Annotated in this window: 13 protein-coding genes; 4 read left to right on the top strand and 9 right to left on the bottom strand. The window is 71.1% G+C overall.

Features of this window, described 5'->3' with window-relative positions; all coding sequences use genetic code 11:
* Positions 1–24 precede the first annotated feature (24 nt).
* The 7 genes from CMC5_RS30605 to CMC5_RS45160 form a co-directional block, all read right to left on the bottom strand.
* Entirely contained in the window at positions 25–402 is a 378-nt protein-coding gene (locus tag CMC5_RS30605) for a hypothetical protein (RefSeq protein WP_050433711.1), read from the bottom strand.
* A 39-nt stretch (positions 403–441) separates the two neighbouring features.
* Positions 442–600 carry a hypothetical protein gene (locus CMC5_RS45165; protein WP_156338977.1) on the bottom strand — a complete coding sequence of 53 codons (159 nt, stop codon included), beginning with the start codon at positions 598–600 and terminating at the stop codon, positions 442–444.
* A gap of 16 nt (positions 601–616) precedes the next feature.
* Positions 617–2,788 carry a TonB-dependent receptor plug domain-containing protein gene (locus CMC5_RS30600; protein ID WP_245677848.1) on the bottom strand — a complete coding sequence of 724 codons (2,172 nt, stop codon included), beginning with the start codon at positions 2,786–2,788 and terminating at the stop codon, positions 617–619.
* A 406-nt stretch (positions 2,789–3,194) separates the two neighbouring features.
* On the bottom strand, positions 3,195–4,442 hold the full coding sequence (locus CMC5_RS30595) for a hypothetical protein (RefSeq protein WP_050433710.1): 1,248 nt from the start codon (positions 4,440–4,442) through the stop codon (positions 3,195–3,197).
* A gap of 180 nt (positions 4,443–4,622) precedes the next feature.
* Positions 4,623–5,921, bottom strand: coding sequence for a hypothetical protein (locus tag CMC5_RS30590; protein WP_050433709.1), 1,299 nt, complete (start codon positions 5,919–5,921; stop codon positions 4,623–4,625).
* Positions 5,922–6,005: 84 nt separating this feature from the next.
* Positions 6,006–8,450 (bottom strand): OPT family oligopeptide transporter, encoded by a 2,445-nt coding sequence (locus CMC5_RS30585; protein ID WP_082362942.1) that lies wholly within the window; start codon positions 8,448–8,450, stop codon positions 6,006–6,008.
* Positions 8,375–8,887, bottom strand: coding sequence for a hypothetical protein (locus tag CMC5_RS45160; protein ID WP_050433707.1), 513 nt, complete (start codon positions 8,885–8,887; stop codon positions 8,375–8,377). Before CMC5_RS45160 ends, CMC5_RS30585 begins: the two co-directional genes overlap by 76 nt.
* A 259-nt stretch (positions 8,888–9,146) precedes the next feature.
* On the opposite strand from CMC5_RS45160, the gene CMC5_RS30575 reads away from it, so the two are divergent.
* Together CMC5_RS30575 and CMC5_RS30570 are read left to right on the top strand one after the other, a co-directional pair.
* On the top strand, positions 9,147–10,826 hold the full coding sequence (locus CMC5_RS30575; RefSeq protein ID WP_050433706.1) for a hypothetical protein: 1,680 nt from the start codon (positions 9,147–9,149) through the stop codon (positions 10,824–10,826).
* A gap of 444 nt (positions 10,827–11,270) precedes the next feature.
* Positions 11,271–11,804 (top strand): Uma2 family endonuclease, encoded by a 534-nt coding sequence (locus CMC5_RS30570; protein ID WP_342673903.1) that lies wholly within the window; start codon positions 11,271–11,273, stop codon positions 11,802–11,804.
* Between the two features lie 464 nt (positions 11,805–12,268).
* On the opposite strand, the gene CMC5_RS30565 is transcribed toward CMC5_RS30570, so the two are convergent.
* The gene (locus CMC5_RS30565) at positions 12,269–13,372 is read right to left on the bottom strand and encodes a M20/M25/M40 family metallo-hydrolase (protein ID WP_050433704.1); all 1,104 of its coding nucleotides are present in this window, start codon (positions 13,370–13,372) and stop codon (positions 12,269–12,271) included.
* 955 nt (positions 13,373–14,327) lie between these two features.
* On the opposite strand from CMC5_RS30565, the gene CMC5_RS30560 reads away from it, so the two are divergent.
* Positions 14,328–14,744, top strand: coding sequence for a hypothetical protein (locus CMC5_RS30560; RefSeq protein WP_156338976.1), 417 nt, complete (start codon positions 14,328–14,330; stop codon positions 14,742–14,744).
* A gap of 122 nt (positions 14,745–14,866) precedes the next feature.
* Here CMC5_RS30560 and CMC5_RS30555 read toward each other — a convergent pair whose 3' ends face one another.
* A complete protein-coding gene (locus CMC5_RS30555; protein ID WP_050433702.1) occupies positions 14,867–15,823 on the bottom strand; it encodes a nitrilase-related carbon-nitrogen hydrolase in 957 nt (318 codons plus the stop codon).
* Positions 15,824–15,940: 117 nt separating this feature from the next.
* Between CMC5_RS30555 and CMC5_RS30550 the strand changes: the two genes are divergently transcribed.
* Positions 15,941–19,234, top strand: a complete 3,294-nt coding sequence (locus CMC5_RS30550) for a hypothetical protein (protein WP_156338975.1) — start codon at positions 15,941–15,943, stop codon at positions 19,232–19,234.
* The last annotated feature ends 30 nt before the right edge of the window (positions 19,235–19,264 follow it).

Raw genomic sequence — 19,264 nt, 5'->3', positions numbered from 1 at the left:
CTGTGAACGGGCCGTCGCCCGAACTCACGGCCCCTTTGCGGCGGCGTCGAGCCGGTCGAAGGCTCGCGCGACCTCGGCGTCGCCGTGCGCCACGAAGCTCGCTTCCAGCAACGCGCGCGTCTGCGGATCGAGCAGCCACGCACACACCGCCTCGGCGAGCGCCGGCCTCGCGCACCACAGTGTCGGCCGCCCCGAGGATGGACTCGGCCAGAACAGCGCGACCCCGTGATCGAGCACGAAGCGCGCAAGCGCCTGCACCGACGTCCGGGAACCCTCCGACCGCCACGCCTCCAGCATCGTTCGCGGATCGTAAGGGGCGATGTCGAGATCGAGGGTCAGCATCGTGTCGAGCAACGCCTCGCCGGGAGGGGAGGCGGGCCCTCCGCCAGCCGGGCGCGCCACAGCGCCTGGAGGTAATTCTCCACCGCGCGTTGCTCGGCTTCAGGCCACGACCGGCGCGCGCCGCAGCGCCGCGCTGTCCTGGAACGACACGCAGTGGGGGCACCCTTCGAGGTGGGTGCCGTCGTGGCGGTTGAACGTGGTGTAGAGCGCCTCCAGAGCGCTCCCGAGCGCAGTCGGGGGCACCTTCGGCCGGGGCATGGTCAACGAAGCCTGCTCACGGCCCCTCGCTCTCCCATGGCAGCTCCGCAATCAGCCCCCCGTACACGATCCGCCCCTCCATCGGCCGCTGATCCCCGATCCGCAGCACATCCCGCTGCGCCCCCAGAGCGTTCCTCGTCCCCACATACGCCTGCGCCCCCGACCACAGCGGCCGCGCCAGCCGCGCATCCAGCGTCTGGAACGGCACCGTCCGCAGCCCCTGATCCAGGAACGCATCCGACACCATCCGGTAGCGCAGCACCACCTCCAGCTTCCACGGCAGCTCGGCCCGCAGCGCCGCCATCACCGTGTGTGGCGGCCGCGACTCCAGCGGACGCTCGTGCGTATCGTCCCGCGTCCACAGGTAGGCGTACCCCACCTCCGCGTTGAGCGTCCCCACCTTCGCCGTCGCCCGCACGTCCAGCCCTGCCGTCCGCGCCTTCGAGATGTTCCGGTACGCGTACGTATCCACCCCACCCGACGACGACAGCGGCACCTGCACATCGATGTCGATCAGGTTGTCCACCCAGTTCGCGAACCCCCCGACCCGCATCTGGATCTCCCGCGTCACGTCCACTGTCGCGTCCCCGTTCACCCCCCACGACGCTTCCGGCAACAGGTCCGGATTCCCCATCACCCGATACCCCAGGTACGAGTGGTCGAACGAGAACCCGATCTCCTTCCCGCTCGGCGCCCGGAACCCACGCCCCCCCGACAGCCGCAGCCCCAGCCGTGACGTCGGCCGGTACGCGATCGCCAGCCGCGGCGCCACCACCCCGCCGTAGCGCAGGTGCGCCTCCCCGCGCACCCCTGGCAGGATCGTCAGCGTGTCCCCGATCTTCCACCCGAGCTGCGCGTATGCCGCCCCGTTCCCCAGCTTCGTCGGCGGCACCTCTTCGAGCTTCCGCGTCGTCACCCCATCCGGCGTCGCCTCCGCCCGCGTGATCTCCTGCTCGAGCTGCTCCACCTCCCCGCGCACGCCCACCACCCAGGTCCGCGGCCCCTCCGCGATCGTCGCCGTCGCCTCGAAGCTCTGCATCGTCCCGCTGAGCTCCCGCAGCTCGTCCACCGGCGAGTCCCGCCGATCCCGGTTGCGCGTGCGCCCCGCCCACTGCCGGTTCACCGCCAGCCGCAAGTTCGACCCGCCCCCCAGATCGATCAGCTCCGAAGCGTTCACCACCACCCGCTGCGTCGTCTCGAACACGTCGATCAGGAACGGCGACAGACCCGGCACGATCTGCGACTCCAGCGTGTCCTGCCCATCCCGCAGCCACCGCAGCCGCATCCGGAGCTGCGACCGCGACCCGAGCGGCGCGCCAGCCCGCAAGCCCATCAGCGTCTGCATGCGGTTCGGCAGCCACATGTCCGGCTTGTTCGGATCGAGCGCGAGCCCATCCTCCCGCTGCACCGACGCATCCGCGCTGACCCAATGGTCGTCCCTCCGGTACGCCCCCGTCCCCTGCGCGAGCAGCCCCCAGCGGTTGCGCCCTTCGAGCCTCACGCGCCCGCTCGGCCCGAACTGCGCCGGCGGCCCGCTGATGACGTTGATGACCCCCCCGATCGCGGCCGTCCCGTAGAGCGAGCTGGTCGGCCCCGTGACCAGCTCGATGCGCGACACGTCGGTGAGGGGAAGCTGGGAGAGGTCGATTGCGCCCCCGGTATCCCCGATGACGCGCTCGCCATCTTCGAGGACGAGCACGCGATCGCGATCGAACCCCTGGATCTGGATCGCGCTGGGACTCCCGAGGCTGCCGTACGCGCTCGGGTTCACCTGGACCCCGAGCTGCTGGGAGAGGGCCTCCCCCACGTTGGTGGCGCCGCGTCGCTCCGCTTCCGTGCGGGTGATGACCTGCGTGTAGACCGTGGCGCGCTGGCTGCTCTCCGGCGTCCGGGTGCCCGTGACGACGACCTCGAAGGGCTCGGGCGCCGCTGGCTGTCGACCCTTCGAGTGGGCCTCGCTGGGGGCTCCCTCAGGGGCATCGCCTGGCGCTGGCGAGGTGTCTGACGCTGGCGAGGCGTCCGCAGGCCGTGCGGAGGCGTCCGCAGGCCGTGCGGGGGGGCTTTTCGGAGGAGGCGATGGCGCTGTGGTCCTGGGGGACGAGGGCTGGGCGAACGCGAGGGGCGTGGTCAGCGCGAGCGTGAGGGCGCCGGCCATCGCCTGGTGCAGTCGCGCGGGGAGCCTCGCCATCCGGGCGGCAGGCTAATGGCAAAGGGGGGTCTGGTTCCAGGGGGCGCCAGCGAGGGCGTGTCGACGCGAGGCGCCGGCGGGCGCTCGGGGAGCGTCGAGACACGGGGGGCGAGAGGGCTTGCGGAGGAGACGTCTCAGAAGCGCGTCTCACCTGCGGTCGGACTGGCGCTGGAAGGTCACGCAAGGCCGCCCTTTGGCGGCGCCGGGGGCGGGGCGCCGGCGGTGGGCAGGATGGCGCGCGGTTCGGTGCTCTGGCGCGCCCGCCGGCGCCTCGCGTCGACATGCCCTCGCTGGCGCTGGGTGGGTGGGGGTCGAGGGCGTCCAGGGTGGGGGTTGGGTTTGCGTGGGGATGGTGCAGGGATGGTGAGAGAGGTCGCGGCGGAGCGTGCGTGCGCAGGGGAGGGGATCAATCGGAGCAGTCGACGTGGGCGACGTGGATCTGTCGGTTGTCATCCCCGTAGGCGAGGTAGGTCGAGGTGCCGTGCACGGCGAGATCGACGGCGTGATTGTAGAAGATCGCGCTGGCGCCGATGCCCGTGGGGCGAACGACGACCTGCCGCTCGACCTCGAAGCTCCGGGAGAGCTGGAGGTAATGCACGCCGCCCAGCGAGCTTGCGGCGCTGATGAAGGCGAGGGCGTACTTGCCGTCACGGGTGGCGAGGGCGGGGGCCCGCTGGTCATCGGTGGCGCTGGTGTACCGCGCGCGGGTGGCACCGGTGGCGAAGTCGAAGCTCACGAGCACGATCCGGCTCGCGATCGAGGGGGGCGCCTCGGTCATGGTCGTGTAGCCCACGGCAAGCTCGTCGCCCTGGAGGACGACGGTGTGGCCTGGCGCGTGCTCGCTGGCGGTCACCGTCGGACCGAGCGCGCCGTCGGGGGAGACGGAGGCCCAGCGCAGCACCTCGCCTTCTCCACCCACGCCGCTCCACACGAGGTGGGCGCTCGTCGGCGTGCTCACCCAGTTCACGGACATCTCCGTGAGATCACCGAGGAGCTTGGTGGGGGGGAAGGCCTCCCCTTGCGACGTGTACCCGGCGATCCAGAGGGATGCTTCTTCGTCCTGGGGGCTGTGGCTCCTGCGGATCCACGCCAGGTAGGTCACGTCGCCGTGGTGAAGCACGGTGGGCATGTAGTCGCTGTTCGACGTCTGGAGCGTCTCCGTTCGCTGCCACGCGCCCATCGGTGAGAGCCAGTGAAGCTGCACGCCCGGGTTGCTGGAGCTGGCCGTCGCCAGGCGCAGCGAGCCATCGTCGAGCCGGAAGACGTCGTGCATCAGCGACCCCGACTTCTGCGCTGCGGTTTCTCCTTGCGGTCTCGCTCCGGCCCCGAGGGGGACGTAGTGCACGCCGTAGACGTGAGCCCCCGTGCTCGTCCCGTTGGTCGAGTACAGCACCGAGCCCTCCCCTGTCGCGCCGACCGCGATCTGCACCCGCTCCCAGAAGTCCGTCGTCTCCGGGATGAGCGCATCGCTCACCGTGCATTCCTTGGCGACGGGCCCCTCTCCTCCGCTCCCCCCCGTCCCACCGCCGCCCGAGCTCGGGTCAGGGGTCTCGCCCGACCCCGTCCCTTCATCTCCCCCCGAGCAGGCCACACCGAGCCCGGCCCCCAGCGCAGCCGTCACGAGCGCGATCAAAGACAGAACCCGGTGCTTCATGCGTACTCCTCGAGCAGGACATCATCCCCGGACGCAACGACCACGCCGCGTTTTCCCCTTGGCGCCCTCATCGCAGCTCCGCCTCACGCGATAGCACGTCTTCTCTCCACCAATGTCACGAAGCACGAAGCCCTCGCACCCAGCGCACCGTGAAGCGGCGAGGTGCTGGAGGGCAGGGGATCAGTCGGGGCAGGTGACGTGGACGACGTGGACGCGCCGGTTGTCGTCCCCGTAGGCGAGATACGCCGAGGTCCCGTGAACGGCGAGATCGACGGGATGGTTGGGGATGTAGGCGCTGGTGCCGGTGGCAGAAGGCCGGATGATGACGCGCCGCTCGATGTCGAACGTCGGCGAGAGGTGGAGGTAATGCACGCTGCCCACCGACTCGGCGTCGCCGATGAACGCGACGGCGTACCCATCGTCGCGGATGCTGAGGGCGGGGCCCCGCTCGTCTTCGGTGGCGCTGGTGAAGCTCGCGCGGCCGGCGCCGGTGGCGAAGTCGAAGCTCTGGAGCACGACCTGGCTTCGGATCGACGGCGAGATCCGGGTCAGCTTCGTGTAGCCGACGGCGAGCTCGTCGCCCCTCCGGACCACGGTGAATCCTGGCGCGTAGTCGCTGGCCGTCACCGTCGCGCCGACGACACCTTGCGGGGAAACGGAAGCCCAGCGCAGGTATCCCTCGCCTCCACCCCTGCCGCTCCACACGAGGTGGGCGCTCGACGGCGTGCTCACCCAGTGCACCGTCAAGTTCGTGAGATCCCCGAGCAGCTTGGTGGGAGGAAACGCCTCGCCCTGGGGCGTGTAGCCGGCGATCCAGAGCGACTCCTCGTCATCTCCCGAGAGGACCCGGTCCTGATTCCACGCGAGGTACGTCACGTCGCCGTGCTGGAGAACGGCGGGGATGGCGCTGCTGCGTGACGTCGGTGGGTTCTCCGTTCGCTCCAGGGTGCCCGTCGGCGAGAGCCAGTGCAGCTCCACGCCGGACTCATGAGAGGTCGCCGTCGCCAGGCGCAGCGAGCCATCGTCCAGCCGGAAGACGTCGTGCCGCAGCGAATGCGACGACCGCCGCACCCCTGCCCCTTGAGGCACCGCCCCGGTGCCGAGCGCGGCGTCGTACACGCCGCTGACGAGGGCCCCCGTGGACACCCCGTTGGCCGCGTACAGCACCGATCCCACCCCCGTCGCGCCGACCGCGAGCTGCACCCGCTCGTAGAAGTCCGTCGAGCTCGGCACGATCCGATCGAACACCGTGCACAGATCGCCGGCCGATCCATCAGTCGGCACCTCTGGCCCATCCGCCGCCGCATCCCCCGGAATCTCGCCCCCATCCGTCCCGGCGTCGGCATCGCCGCCATCCGGCTTCGTTTCAGAGCCCTCGATCGGCCCCGCCCCATCCTCTTCCCCCGAGCAGGCCACGCCGAACCCAGCCCCGAGCGCAGCCGTCACGAGCGCGATCAACGAGAGATGCCGACCCTTCATGCGTACTCCTCGAATGGGACGAGCACAGAACTCGCCGCGAAATGAACGTCCGTACCGAGCCAGCCGCCCCCCCGATGCGTTCCGCTAGGGTGTCGCCAGCAACGGGAACACCTGGCTCAGCACGATGATCAGGATCCCTGCCAGCGAAGCCCCCGCCATGATCCCCGACGCCCCGGCCAGCCGGTACTTCTCCGAGAGTTCCGGCTTCACCTTCTCGAACACCACTGCCAGCCCCGCTCCGATCAGCATCGAGATCGAGTCGTACCCCGACACCACCATCCCCAGCCCGATCCCCGTCGGCGAGGGCACCCACTTGCGCAGCCGTGCCGGCATGTACACCTCCAGCAGCGTCAGCACCACCGCCGCCACCGCCGCGATCACCACCGCCATCACCCCGTACGGCGGCAAGCTCTCCTTCCGGACCTCCACGGACAGCGCCCCCTCCAGCGGCTTCGCGGCTTCATCCCGCGGATCCACGAGCGGCCTGTCGAGCACCAGCCGATCGCCGACCCGCGCCTTCACCCCCCACCACAGATCGTGGCCCCCCGTCTCCCACTTCACCCAGTCTCCGGCCGCCGTCCCTTCCGGCGTCGCCGCGAGCGTCATCACCGGCAACGACTTCGCGGGCGCGGCCACCTCGCTCCTCCCCCGGTTCACCACCGTCACCTTCAGCCCCTTGGCCTCGGCGGGCGCGGCCAGCGGCCGCTCCAGCACCACGGACTTGTCGACCACCGCCACGATCCGGTACTCGCCCTGGTTCGGGCCCACATCGATCTGCACCGCGTCCCCGACCCGCGTCCCCACCGGCAGGATCGTCAGCGGCACCCCTTGCACCGTCTCCGGCGTCGCCGTCGCCGGCCCGCGCACCTTCGTGTCGACGCCCCCTGCGAGCAGCTCCGCCACCGCCTGCCACGTCTTCGCCGCGGGCGCCGGGAACTCCGCCGTCCCGAGGCGCTCCGGCGTCGCCAGGATCATGTACGCCGGGACGCAGAACACCGCCCCCGCGAGGATTCCGAAGAACTGCGAGATGAACTGGTTCCTCGGCTTCCCGCCGAGCATGTAGCCGCCCTTCAGATCCGTCAGCAGATCGGCCGCGTGGATCGCCGACCCCGCCGTGATCGACGACGCCATCAGGTTGATCTGCGTGTTCCCCACCGCCAGCCCACCGAACAGGAGCTGGCTGATCTTCCCGAGCGCCCCCGTCGGCGTGATGCTCGTCTCCCCCGTCGCCCGGCACGCCACGATCGACAGCAGCGTCGACAGCAGCACCCCCAGGAAGCCCATCCACATCGGGATCTCGAAGATGAAGTAGCCCAGCACCACCGTCAGCACCGTGCAGACGATGAGCCCCCGCACGAACCACGTCGTCGGTACCTCCAGCGCGGCCATCCCGCCCGCCTTCGACCCCGCCGTCATCCGCCCCAGCCCCTTCAGCGCCGACACCACCGTGCGCCACTTCAGCCCGAACGCGAGCAGCCCGCTCACCACGACCAGCGTCACGCCCGGCCACACGATGAAGGTCCGCACCGTCGCGTACGACGCCGACGCCCCTGCGAGCCCGTGCGTGTGCAGCCACGTCCCCAGCACCCCCCAGCCCAGCACCGCACCGAGCGCCAGACCCGCCGCGATCCGCACCCCCATGATCGCGCCCGCGCCGACCATCAGCAGATCCGTCTGGAACCCCAGCGTCAGCGGCGCCCACTTCGCGAGCAACGGCAGATGCTCCGGCAACAGCGGCGACTTCATCGCCACCGCCACCGGCTTGAGCAGCCCCGTCACCCCGCTCGCGAGCTTCACCACCGCGCCCACCAGCGCCCCGTACCCCAGCGCCAGCGCCTTCTTCCGCGCCTCGCCGGGCGCCGCGTGCAGCGACCGGATCGTCTCCGCGTACGCCATCCCCTCGGGGAACGGCAGCCGATCGATGTCGATCATCTGCCGCCGCATCGGCACCGCCAGCAGCACGCCCAGGAACGAGATCGCCAGCATCCAGGTCGCCAGCTCCCACGGCGCCAGCACCCGCCCCGTGGTCATGAACAGCGCCGGAATCGCCGACGTCATGCCTGCGCCCGTGAAGTACCCCGCCGCCGACGCAGCGCTGGCCATCACGTTGTTCTCCAGCGACGAGAAGTTCTTCTTGAACGGCCCCACCGGCGCCATCCGCCGCAGCCCCGAGAAGATCCCGAACGCCAGCACCGCCGCCGTCACCGTCACCCCCAGCGCCCAGCCCACCTTCAGGCCGACGTAGAGGTTCGACAGCGACATCACCCCGCCGAGCACCATGCCCGTGATCACCGCGCGCGGCGTGAGCTGAGGCTCGTTCGGGCGGTACACGTGCTTGAGCCAGTGCTCGTCGATCTCCTCCTGCGTCATCGGCGTGCCATCGGGGTGCACGTCGAGCGGCTTGGCCAGGTCTTCTCCCTCGTGGTGCTCCTCCCCCGCGTCGGGGGGGCGGGTCACGTCATCGCGCGCATTGTCGCGATCCTCGGGGCGCTGATCGTCGGGCGAGGTGGGGGAGGGCGTCGCTGCCATGTGGACACCGCGCGTGCCCTATCCCCCGTGCGGCCGCAACCTCCCGTGGCCCATGGAGCAGTGCGGCAAGAGCGCAGCACGCACCCTCCAGCAGCCCCTCGCCGGGGCTCCTTTCGCACGTACGGCATCCCGAGTCCTGCTCCGATCTCGCCGTCGTCGCGCTGGGCGACCCCCAGCCTGATGCCAGTGTCCCGCGGCTCGCGCTCGTGCGCTGCGCTCTTTCCTCGGTACAGCAGCCTGGGGACCCTCCGGCAGAGCGCCTCCTGGGCGGCCTCGTCCCCGGCCAGCGCCTGTTCGGCGAGCGCGTGGAGCGCATCGTCGTCCATGGCGTGGAGCGCGTCGTCCATGGCGCGGAGCATGTCGTCCATGGCGCGGAGCATGTCGTCCATGGCGCGGAGCATGTCGTCCATGGCCATGGCGCGGAGCATGTCGTCCATGGCGCGGAGCGGTCGTTCATGGCGTGGAGCGGTCGTTCCTCCGCGCATGGAGCGTTGGAGGCAGCGAAGGGTCCGGTTGTGACCAGAATTTTTCGAGGCCCACCATCGCACCCTCTCCTCCCTTCCCTGGCCTCCCCGTTCGGTTCCCGTTCCTGGCTTCGTCGTTCCCCTGTAAGGTCCGCCCTCCTCGCGCTCGCCTCGCGTCCGCCTCGCGTTCGTCAGGTTCGACCCACACCAAGAGCACGCTCGCACGAGGTCCATGCTCCTCTTCGAAACGCTCCTCCAGTCGCTGCTCGTCCCGGACTGCAAGGCGACCCTCACCCGTTCGGACGACGGCCACCCCGCGTTCCAGCTCTCGACCGGCGGCACCGTCATCCTCGAACCCTCGACCGTCATGTTCGACGACGCCGAGCCCGAGGACGCCCCTGGGGTCGTCGACCTCGGCCCCGCCTTGCGCCGCATCCACGACTTCCTCGCCCGCTTCCCGATCCGCGTCGAGGACAGCGGCATCGTGGCCGTGTTCACGCTCCACGCCCCCACCGACAAGCCCCTCTGGAGCGACGAAGGCCTTCGCGCCACCGTCCGGCAGCAGTCCTCGAAGGGGGAACAGACCTTCGCCGGCAGCGAGGCCAAGGACCTGCTCCTCATCGACCGCGCGACGCTCGCCAGGGACGACTGGCGCGCCCTCCTCGACGCCTTCGACGAGCGGACCGCCGAGTGGGCCGGCGCGCTGGAGTGCGTCTTCCCCGAGCACGCCGCCCTCGTCCGGCCCGTCCCCGTGGCGCCGACCGTGGAAGCGACGCTCCCCCCGGACGAAGGCTGGGACGACTACGCCGCCTCGCTCGGCATCGACGATCCGGAGGCCCTCGCCGCGCGCGTCGCTCGCCACGCCGAGGCGGCCTACGCCCGGTTCCCGAGCGTCCGAGACCACTATGAGGCGACTTACGGCCTGAAGCTCCCCCGAGGCCTCGCCTACCTCTCCGCGCTCTTCGCTGCGCTCGGCGAGCTGCCCGAGGACCCGCCGGAGCACTACATCGCGTGCCAGCCGGGCCGGAGCCGCTCCCACGCGTGGACCGACAGCGCCCTCGGCATGCGCCTGTCAGGCCTCTCCGAGTGGTTCTTGCCAGACGCCCTCCAGCGCAAGACCAAGGACGCCGCGCGCCTTCACGACGAGGACCAGGTCCCCCCGGGCGCCGAAGGCCCCCTCGATCCGCGCCTCGACATGCGCTACCGCCGCGACGCGCCGCAGTTCGTCACCTTCCTGAGCGGCAACTCCGACGGCAAGCACTGGGGCTTCTGGTACGACAGCCCCGACCACTTCCCGGTCATCGCCAGCAACTACGCCCGCGACTCCGCGGAGACCTGGCTCGCGGAGGAGCCCGAGATCGCCGACTTCCTCCGCGCCACGTTCGACGACGCCCTCCGCGAGAGCCTGGAGCACCTCGACGACGACGGCGAGAGCGAGGAGAACCTGCGCTTCTACCGCAACCAGCTGCGTGCGCTGCGCGTCATCCAGGCCCACCTCGACGCCCTCGACACCTTCGACGCCGAGCAGCCTCCCGAAGACGAGCCCTTGTGCCCCTGGCCTCGCACCGAGCGCAACCCCGTCGGCAGCCCCCGCCTCGCCCTCCGGCCCGACACCGGCCCGGTCCCGGACAAGGTCCCCGGCTTCAGCTTCCTCCACAGCGAGGACCCGGACACCGACACCCTGAAGACCTACATCGCCGAAGCCCGCCGCGAGCTCGCCGAAGGCCGCCCCGCCTACGCCCACGCCCTCGGCCTCTACCTGCACTGGTGCGACGACGACGCCCTGCGCGACGAGGCCGGGTCGCTGCTCCTGCACGCTTACGAAGCCCTCGGCTTCCGCCCCTTCGCGGCCATCCTGAAGGTCCACCTGCTCCACCGCGACCTGGCCAGCGTCGGTGTCTTCGAAGACTGAGCCCGCCGCGCGGCGCCCGGCCACGCGCTCACCGTCTCCTGTCGAAGCTCGTCTCGGTGCCTGTCCAGGTTCGTCTTGCTGGCGTCGCCGATCGCGTCGGCGGCGCCCGAGCGGTGCCAGCGCATCGTCGGCACGACGCGCGGAGCGCAGCGGGCGGTGTGCATCGACCCCGGGACGTGCCGCTGGGGTCGTTCGAGATCCGACCCATGAGCGCGGCATGCATTTGTCGTGAGGACGACCCTCGACCGATGGAAATGACGAGCCCATCTCCGCAATGCACGAGGGATTGGCCGAAGCGCGCGCGTTTCACGGGTGCAGTCGACCACTTTGTGTAGAGTGTGAAGAAGGGATGAGAGAACTACCCCGGAGACTGGAATGGCCGAGCCGGCAAAAAAACGACCGGTAGCAGCCACGTACGCCGATCTCGAGGCTGTACCTCCGCACATGGTCGGGGAGATCATCGCGGGCACCCTCTTCATGTCGCCGCGCCCCGCCATGCCGCATACGGTAGCGTCCTCCGCGCTGGGGGGTCTTCTCGTCCGGCCCTTCCAGTTCGGTCTGGATGGCCCTGGTGGCTGGTGGGTCTTCGACGAGCCCGAGCTTCACCTGGATGGCGACGTGCTCGTGCCCGACCTCGCCGGCTGGCGTCGCGAGCGGATGCCCACCCGACCCAGCACGGCGGCGGTCTCTCTCCCCCCGGACTGGGTCTGCGAGGTCCTCTCCCCGAGCACGGCGACCGATGACCGCTTCGACAAGCTCCCGGTCTACGCCCGCGAAGGCGTGACCTGGGTCTGGCTCATCGACCCCATCAAGCGCACCTTCGAGGTCCAGCACCTGGGCCCTCGAAAGCGCTGGGAGACCGAGCTGCTGGTCAAGGGCGACGACGTCGTTCGCGCGGCGCCCTTCGACGCCATCGACCTGCCGCTCACGATCCTGTGGGACGGGATGCCCCAGGCGCCGCAGCCCAGCGAAGGCTGAGGCGGCTGCCCGGGGCTCCATCGGCCCACGTCTGCCGGGCCTCGCTGCCGACCTCTCCAGCCTGCGCGGGAAGGCACCAACCTGCTCCGGAGGTCGCAACCTCGACCTTCGCACCTGTGCGGGCGCCCTCCCTCTGCGGAGAGGTCGACTTCGCAGGGGGTGAGCGGTCCGGCGCGTGCAGGATGGGCGATCGCACAGGTGGGAGGGTCGGGAAGCAGTGCGGGATTTGCGATTACACAGGGGGTGAGTCGCGGATCCTCCGCTCCCTGGCCGACTTCGCAGGTGCGAAGCCGGCCGTTCCCCTCAGGATCGGCGACCTCGCAGGAGCACAGACCTCCGCCGGGCCCAGGAAGCGGGATTTCGCACGTGGAGCGGCCGATTTCCCGGGGTCGCAGCGCCTCATCCAGTCGGAACGGCAGCGCTGGGAGCGCCGTGACGCCCATCGGGCGGAGGCTCGTCGTCCCTCAGAGTGTATTCAAGATCGCCACCACCAGGGCGATGGCCCGGGTGACCTGGTGCACATCGATCTTGTCGGCCGTGTCCGAGGGCAGGTGGTAGTCGTCGTGCATCGACGTCGACAGAAAGAGGGTGGGTACGCTGTCACTGAACGGCACGCTGTCCGACGTGAACCCCGAGCCGCGCAGGATCGCCTCGGGGAGGCCGAACAAGGAGGTCTTCGTCTCTCGGGCGGCGCCCTCGATCAGCGCCGTGACGCGGGCCTGCCCACGCGCCGAGACGACGTACCCCATGGCGTTCGCAGGCGCGCCGATCAGCCAGCGGAGGCTCTGCCCGTCCAGGAAGGGGCGCCCGACCATGTCGAGGTTGATCATCAGCTCGACCTGCTCCAGCGGCACGGGCGGGTTCGCGACGAAGTGCCTGGAGCCCACCGTCCCCAGCTCCTCCGCACCGAACGCCACGAAGACCAGCCGGACGCCCGCCGGACGTGCGAGGCGCGCGATCTCCAGCAGCGCGGCGACGCCCGAAGCGTTGTCGTCGGCGCCTGGATGGATCACGCCGGCCGCGTCGACCCCGAGCGCATCGTAATGCGCCCCGACGATCACCGTCCTGGTGGCGGCGGCGTCGTCGACGGGCGTGCTGACGACGACGTTCTGGTCGCGATGGCCCTTCCGATCGCGTCCGCCGGTCAGCGGGAACGACTGGCAAGCATCGCCGTCGCCCGCTGCGGCCACGAGCTGGAGCGAGACGAGGGCGTCGGCCAGGAGGTGCGCGACCCGTCCGCTCTCGGGCGTGCCCGCGGCCCGGCCTTTCAAGCTGGGCTGCGTGAGGTGCGTTATCCAGGCGCGCACGTTCTCGAACGACGGGCCCGGCGCATCGCGCGTGATCGTGGGCGGGGTGAGCGCGAGGTGACCGACGTGCTCGCCGCAGCGGACGGTCGTGGGCTGGAGCGAAGGCGATGGGTCGGGAGACGACGAAGCGACCGGGGGGCGCTCGCGGACGGTGGAGTGACCTGGATGCTCGGGGAGAGGAGCAGAGCCTCCGCCACAGGCGGCGGCGAGCAGCGCGGTGAGGAGCGGGAGCGCGAGGGGGAGGGAGGCCGGAAGATTCACGGGCGCGCAGCTTTCACGGGAGTCGGATGATATCGCATGATGCCGCGTCCGATAGCTGCGGCGGGTCAGGTCCGTGTGTCGTTGCCTGGCAATGCATGCTCAATGGCGTCGAATGCCACAGCAGCGTCAATGAAACACGATGGTCTTGAGACGGCTGCTTCGGGGGCTGGCGGTGACGCCGCGAGCCGGAGTCGAGGTCGGACATCGACCTGCTCGTGGGCGTTCACGGCACGCCTGGAGAGGTCTGCTCCTGGCCTCCCTTGCGTCGTGCATGCCGACGCAAGAGGCGCCTCGGGGAGTGATGGGCCATCCAGGCACAGCCTCCTCGGACGCCCCTCTGGACACGGATCCAGGCCCGCCGCCACCGGGCTCGCCGGAACCCACACTCGGGACGGTACTCCCGGAGCCTCCGCTGGAACCATCGCGAAACGTTCCCGATCGCGCTTGCAAGAGCGACGGGGAGTGCGGAGATGGCTTCTGTGATCGCGGGCGCTGTGCTCCGCTCAACACGACGAGGGCAGCATACGGGCGGGCCTGTGAAGCCGTGCCCACGCTTCACCCGTGCGGGGCCTACCTCTGCCTGGAGGGCCGTTGCCGATCCTGCGTTTCGGATGCGGAGTGCAGGGAAGCGATGGGCGCTCCCACCTGCGATTTTTTTGGAAGACCCAAAGAGTTTCCAGGGCGCAGTTGCGGGCGTCATGTGCCGGGACCGTCACCAGATCCGAACCTCAAACCCCCCGTGCCGATTCCGTAGGCGCATGCCGGTGGGAGGCGCGATGGGTGGGATCGCTGGCAGACCAGAGGTGGCTCATCGGGGGCGCCGTGTGGCCCAGCGCTTCTCTGCCTGACCTACCAGCGCCCTTAACACGTGCTCACAGGAGCGCTGCACGCGGTTCACGGAGGCAGGGCACGGTGATCGACGGGTGAGCGTCACCCCTTTGCGAGGAGCCTCTCCGTGCCAGCTCGTCTCCACCCCGTTCGTGCTCTCTCTCCCGCCGCGCTCTGTGATGGTGTCGTGGTGCTCGGTCTCCTGTCGCTCGTGGCCGGGTGCAGCGGTCGCCCGGTCATGCAACCGCGTGCTGGCGACGTGGATCCGCCGGTGCGCGCGGCGGATGGTGGCCCCGGACAGGAGAGCGGTGGCGCGCATCGCCAAGGGGGTGGGCCGCACGGTCAGCGAGCGCTGCCGGACGAGGCTTTCCAGGCGTGCCAGAACCAGGCGGCGAGCGCACCGTGCTCGGTCTCCCACGGGGATCGCGCGCATCAGGGGACGTGCAAGGTGCCCGAGAACGACACGCGCCTGGCGTGCTTGCCCAGCGGTCGTCCCGGAGGGCCTCCGCCAGGGGGAGGTGGCGCCGGGATGAGCCGGAGGTGATGCGCGTGCAGCGGGTGACGCATGCGCGGCAGGTGACGCATGCGCGGCAGGTGACGCATGCGCGGCAGGTCGTGACGCCGTGAGGTTGGCGTGGGGGGCCTGCTGGAGCAGGCGCTGCTCCCTCAGGTGCCGAACGGATCGTCCGGCGTCCCGCGGTGGGTCACCACCGGGGTCTGCGGGCGCTCGTTCACCTGGAGCTGGAACACGTCGGGGCGGGCGTAGTGGCCGGCGACGTCGAGATCGAACTTCCCGCGCGCGATCTCGGCGAGGTCGATCTCGGCGGTGAGGATCGCTTCTTCGCCCCAGCAGGGGCCGGCGAGCACTTCGCCGAGGGGGCTCACGATGCAGCTTCCGCCGTCGGACATCACGGTCTCGGGGTCGTCGCCCTGGATGGCGGCGTGGTCGTCGGGGTAGTCGCGGCGGCGGGCGAACTGGTTGCAGGAGAGCACGAAGCAGCGGCCTTCCATGGCGATGTGCTGCATCGTGGGGAGCCAGGTCTTGCGGCCGTCGGCAGTGGGGGCGCAGTAGAGTTCCACGCCCTTCGCGTACATGGCCATGCGCAGGAGCGGCATGTAGTTCTCCCAGCAGATCACGGCACCCAGGCGGCCCAGCGCGGTGTCGACGGCGGTGAGGGTGGAGCCGTCGCCGAAGCCCCAGATGAGGCGCTCCATCGCGGTGGGCATGAGCTTGCGGTGCTTGCCGAGCAAGGTGCCGTCGGGGCCGACGAAGATCACGGTGCAGTAGAGGGTGCCGCCGTCGCGCTCGATGACGCCGACGACGAGGTGCAGGCGATGGGCGCGCGCGGCCTCGCCGATGCGCTCGGTCTCGGGGCCGGGGACGGGGATGGCGCTCTCGAAGTAGCGCCGGAAGTCCTCGCGGCCTTCCGCGGTGCGCTGGCCGATGCGGGCGCCGAAGTCGAGGCCGCGGGGGTAGCCAGCGACGAAGGCTTCGGGGAAGACGGCGAGGCGGGCGCCTCTCGCGGCGGCCTCGGCGGCGAGGCGGTGCAGCTTGGCGAGCGTGGCCTCGGTGTCGAAGGCGACGCTGGCGGCCTGGACGACGGCGGCAGTGAAGGGGGGCATGGCAGCGGGCACGGTGAGGGGGGCGCCTCGGTGGGTCAACGGGGGACGGGAGGACGAGCGCGGGTGTGACGCGGCTGGACCGGGCGGGGTGACCCGGTGGTACGTTGCGTCCCGTCGATGCTGGCGCGCGCGCTCGGCTTGCTTGGTTTCGCTGGGCTTCTGGCCTGTGGTTCCGCCGTGGCGCCGGAGGTCGGGGCGTCGGGGCGGTCTCCCGTGGCGCCTGGGACGAGGGGGGCTCCGGTGCTGCCAGGGCAGCCGCTCGCGGGGGGCGGGCGGTGGTTCCAGAACGGCACGGACATGATGACGTGGGTGCGCTCGGGGGACGCGCAGGACGAGGCGATCTTCGCCGGGAGCAGGATGGTGCTCTCGCCGGGCGGAGAGCTGCTGGAGGCGGCGTGGGAGGGGGAGCTGTGGGCGACGGGGAAGCCCATCATCGGCGCGATCGCGGTCGCGCCGCAGCTCGGGGGAGGGTTCGTGCACTGGACGCGGGAGGAGGTGTTCCGGTCGAGCACGTTCACCGGTCCGCTCCAGCGGGTGCACCTCGGGATGACCCGCGGCGAGGTGCGCGGCGCGCGCAACGATCTGGCCGGGGTGGTGGTGTTCACCGACCGGGGGCCGCGGCTCTTGCCGGCGGGGGCGAGCGAGACGCAGCCGTACCCGGAGGCGGGGGTGTTCGATGCGGTCGCGCTCGATGCGTCGCGGGCTGCGCGGATGGACATGTTCGGGCGCGCGCGCGTCACGCGCGATGGCGGGCGGTCCTGGAGCGATGTGTCGAGCGAGACGGGGATGTTCGTGCGCGGGCTCGTGCCCGGCAAGGACGCGGTGTCGCTGGAGACGTGGATGGGGGGCATCGTGTTCGGTCCAGAGGGCACGCTGGGGCGGCTGGACACGGCGTATCGGCCCAGATTCCTGGGAAGCGGGAAGTACTTCCAGTCCGAGCCAGGGCAGCGGGAGCGGGACTTCGAGCTCTTGCCCTGGATGTGGCGGCAGTCGACGCCGGTGGGGGCGGCGGTGCTCGGTGGCGTGCGGCTGGGTGACGCGCTTGCGCTGGCGGTGGTGTCGAAGGGGGGCGCGCGGGTGAGCTTGCGGACGGGGGAGGCGTCGCTCCTGTCGTCGGGCTGGCTCTCCGACGAGCTGAACTGTGTGCCGCAGGCCGCGGGAGACGCGGTGCTGTTCCTGTGCTCCTGGGATGAGCAGCAGACGTTCTACGGGAGCGTGGTGCTGCGCAGCGAGGGAGGGCAGCCGCCGGTGGTGGAGAAGCTCCTCAGCGATGATGGGTTCTTTGCAGCCGACGATCGCGGGGCGGTGGGGTTCGTCGGGTCGTGCAGCGAGAAGGCGCGCTGGGTGGACCCGAACGACACGAGCCGGATGGAGTGGGGGGAGGTGGTGCCGGCCCCGGTGCTCTGCGTGCGGCGCAGGCCGGGCGACTGGGTGGAGCGCGCGGTGGAGCTCGAGGAGCGGCAGACCATGGTGGCGTGGGTGCCGCAGCGCGACGGGGGGGCGGTGGCGTTCGTGACGGGGGAGGCAGGGCACCCGCTGCCACCTCCCGTGGGGATGCGGCGGGTGACGGCGCAAGGTGGCGTGCGGGTGGTGCGCGTGGACCGCGTGGCGCCGGAGTGGCGGATCGGGCCGCCGACGTACGGGTCGCAGGCGCCGCGCGGGGCGGTGTCGCTGCTCGTGGATCGTCGCTTCCGGGTGCTCGACGACGGCCGGGTGGTCGGCTGGCTCAGCGCGGCAGGATCGGGGGACACCGGGAGCAGTGGCGTGAGTCGGGGCGTCACCTTCGGTACGGATGGGTCCGTGGTGGTGCATCCGCTGCCCGCGAATGTCGCAGGGATGGTGGTGACGGGGGACCACGGCCTCCTGATCGACTCGTCTGGAGCGCTGCACGAGACGGTGGATCACGGGCGGAGCTTCCACGCGGCGGGGCGCTCGCCGGTGCCGCCTTCGGCGTTCACCGGGGCGTGCTCTTCGCTGGGGTGCACGTTCGATGGCGTGGTGCGGCTGGGGTGGAGCAGCGTGGTGTCGGTGGGGGCGAGCGGCGCGGCGGCGGTGGGGGCGAGCGGTGCGGCGTCGGCGGTGCGGGCTGCGGCGTCCGGTGAGACGGTGGCGTCGGGAAAGGTGGCGTCCGCGGACGGCAGGTTCTCGGTGTCGCCCGATCCCGGGGCGGCTTGCAGGTCGACGGTGGACATCGATCTCGATCAGAAGGTCGAGCCGTGCCGGAGGACGGGGCCGCTGCTGGCAGGGCAGGAGGGCGCGGCGCCCAGACCCAGGCTCTCGTGTACGCCCGTGGGGGCGCCGGCGCCCAGGCCGCCGGCGGCTCTGACGACCGAGGAGCTTCGCAACGAGCGGATGAACATGCGTGCGGCGTGGGGCGACGAGCTCGTGTTGCTGCGCGATGCGAAGGCGCCGCCACCCGACGAGAACGAGGGGGCTGCGACGTCGGAGGAGGAGAGGCGTGCGGGGGCGGCGGTGCGGCCGAAGTCGGGGCCGGTGCTCCGCACGCACTCGCTGGTCTACCGCGTGCCGTTCGATCTGGGTGGGTCGGTGTTGCGGCTGAACGCGACGGAGATAGGGCAGACGCTCGGGTCGAAGAGCTACCGGCGGTTCACGGCCGTGCCGCTGCTGGAAGCGAGCGGGGCGCTCTCGGTGCTGCTGCTGGGCGAGGAGGGCGAGGCGATCGTGCGGCCCGGGGGGCTGACGAGGCTGCCAGGGACCGAGGGGCGCAGGTTCGCGGAGGAGCGGCTCACGATGACGCCGGGGCTCGCGCTCGGGCCGGACAGCGCGGTGCTGCTGGTCGAGCGCTACCACCGCTCGGCGCTGGAGGTGCACGGGGTCGGGGCGCAGCGGCCGCTGTTCGGTATGGGGCCGGGGCGGGATGGTTTCGAGGAGCGGCTGATGGCGCTGGCGCGTCACGAAGATGGGGCGCAAGGGATCCTGGTCCTGGATGGCGATGCGCCGGAGACCGTGGGGGTGTCGCGCATCGATGCGTTGAAGGGGCCCGGGCCCGTGGAGCGGCTGGCGCCCTGGTCGACGCTGACGCCCGGGAGCGAGCCGGCCTGCAAGGCGAAGGGGGGGTGGCACGCGCTCGTGGCGCTCCGGCCGGAGCACGCGCTGGCGATGGAAGACGGCGCGCTCCCGAACGTCCAGCTCGCGAGGTACGGGATCGCGCGGGTTCGCTGGGGTCGCGAGCGGGTGTGCGTGGACGCGCTCGATGTGCAGGTCGAAGAGACGCGGGGCGGGAGCGCCGGGGCGGCGCAGATGGTGATGCGCTGGGGGAGCGGGGCGGGTGGGGCGCTGCTGACCTCGGGGATCATCCAGGGGCTGTCGTGCACGGTGCATCCGCCAGCGCAGGGGGCGGGTCCGGGCGATGCGCAGGCTCGGCGCAGGCCGGTCGAGGTGGCGCCGTGACGCATCGTGGAAGCCCGGATCGATGGACGG

Origin of the sequence: Chondromyces crocatus (genome assembly GCF_001189295.1) — a bacterium.
GTDB lineage: Bacteria > Myxococcota_A > Polyangia > Polyangiales > Polyangiaceae > Chondromyces > Chondromyces crocatus.
This window is presented reverse-complemented; position numbering and strand designations above follow the sequence as displayed.

What these genes read in the sequence shown, in the direction of transcription:
- CMC5_RS45165 (WP_156338977.1), bottom strand. Translation starts at nt 600, where the DNA reads ATGCCCCGGCCGAAGGTGCCCCCGACTGCGCTCGGGAGCGCTCTGGAG.
- CMC5_RS30575 (WP_050433706.1), top strand. Translation starts at nt 9,147, where the DNA reads ATGCTCCTCTTCGAAACGCTCCTCCAGTCGCTGCTCGTCCCGGACTGC.
- CMC5_RS30550 (WP_156338975.1), top strand. Translation starts at nt 15,941, where the DNA reads ATGCTGGCGCGCGCGCTCGGCTTGCTTGGTTTCGCTGGGCTTCTGGCC.
- CMC5_RS30570 (WP_342673903.1), top strand. Translation starts at nt 11,271, where the DNA reads ATGGTCGGGGAGATCATCGCGGGCACCCTCTTCATGTCGCCGCGCCCC.
- CMC5_RS30595 (WP_050433710.1), bottom strand. Translation starts at nt 4,442, where the DNA reads ATGAAGCACCGGGTTCTGTCTTTGATCGCGCTCGTGACGGCTGCGCTG.
- CMC5_RS30600 (WP_245677848.1), bottom strand. Translation starts at nt 2,788, where the DNA reads ATGGCGAGGCTCCCCGCGCGACTGCACCAGGCGATGGCCGGCGCCCTC.
- CMC5_RS30590 (WP_050433709.1), bottom strand. Translation starts at nt 5,921, where the DNA reads ATGAAGGGTCGGCATCTCTCGTTGATCGCGCTCGTGACGGCTGCGCTC.
- CMC5_RS30585 (WP_082362942.1), bottom strand. Translation starts at nt 8,450, where the DNA reads ATGGCAGCGACGCCCTCCCCCACCTCGCCCGACGATCAGCGCCCCGAG.
- CMC5_RS45160 (WP_050433707.1), bottom strand. Translation starts at nt 8,887, where the DNA reads ATGGACGACATGCTCCGCGCCATGGCCATGGACGACATGCTCCGCGCC.
- CMC5_RS30555 (WP_050433702.1), bottom strand. Translation starts at nt 15,823, where the DNA reads ATGCCCCCCTTCACTGCCGCCGTCGTCCAGGCCGCCAGCGTCGCCTTC.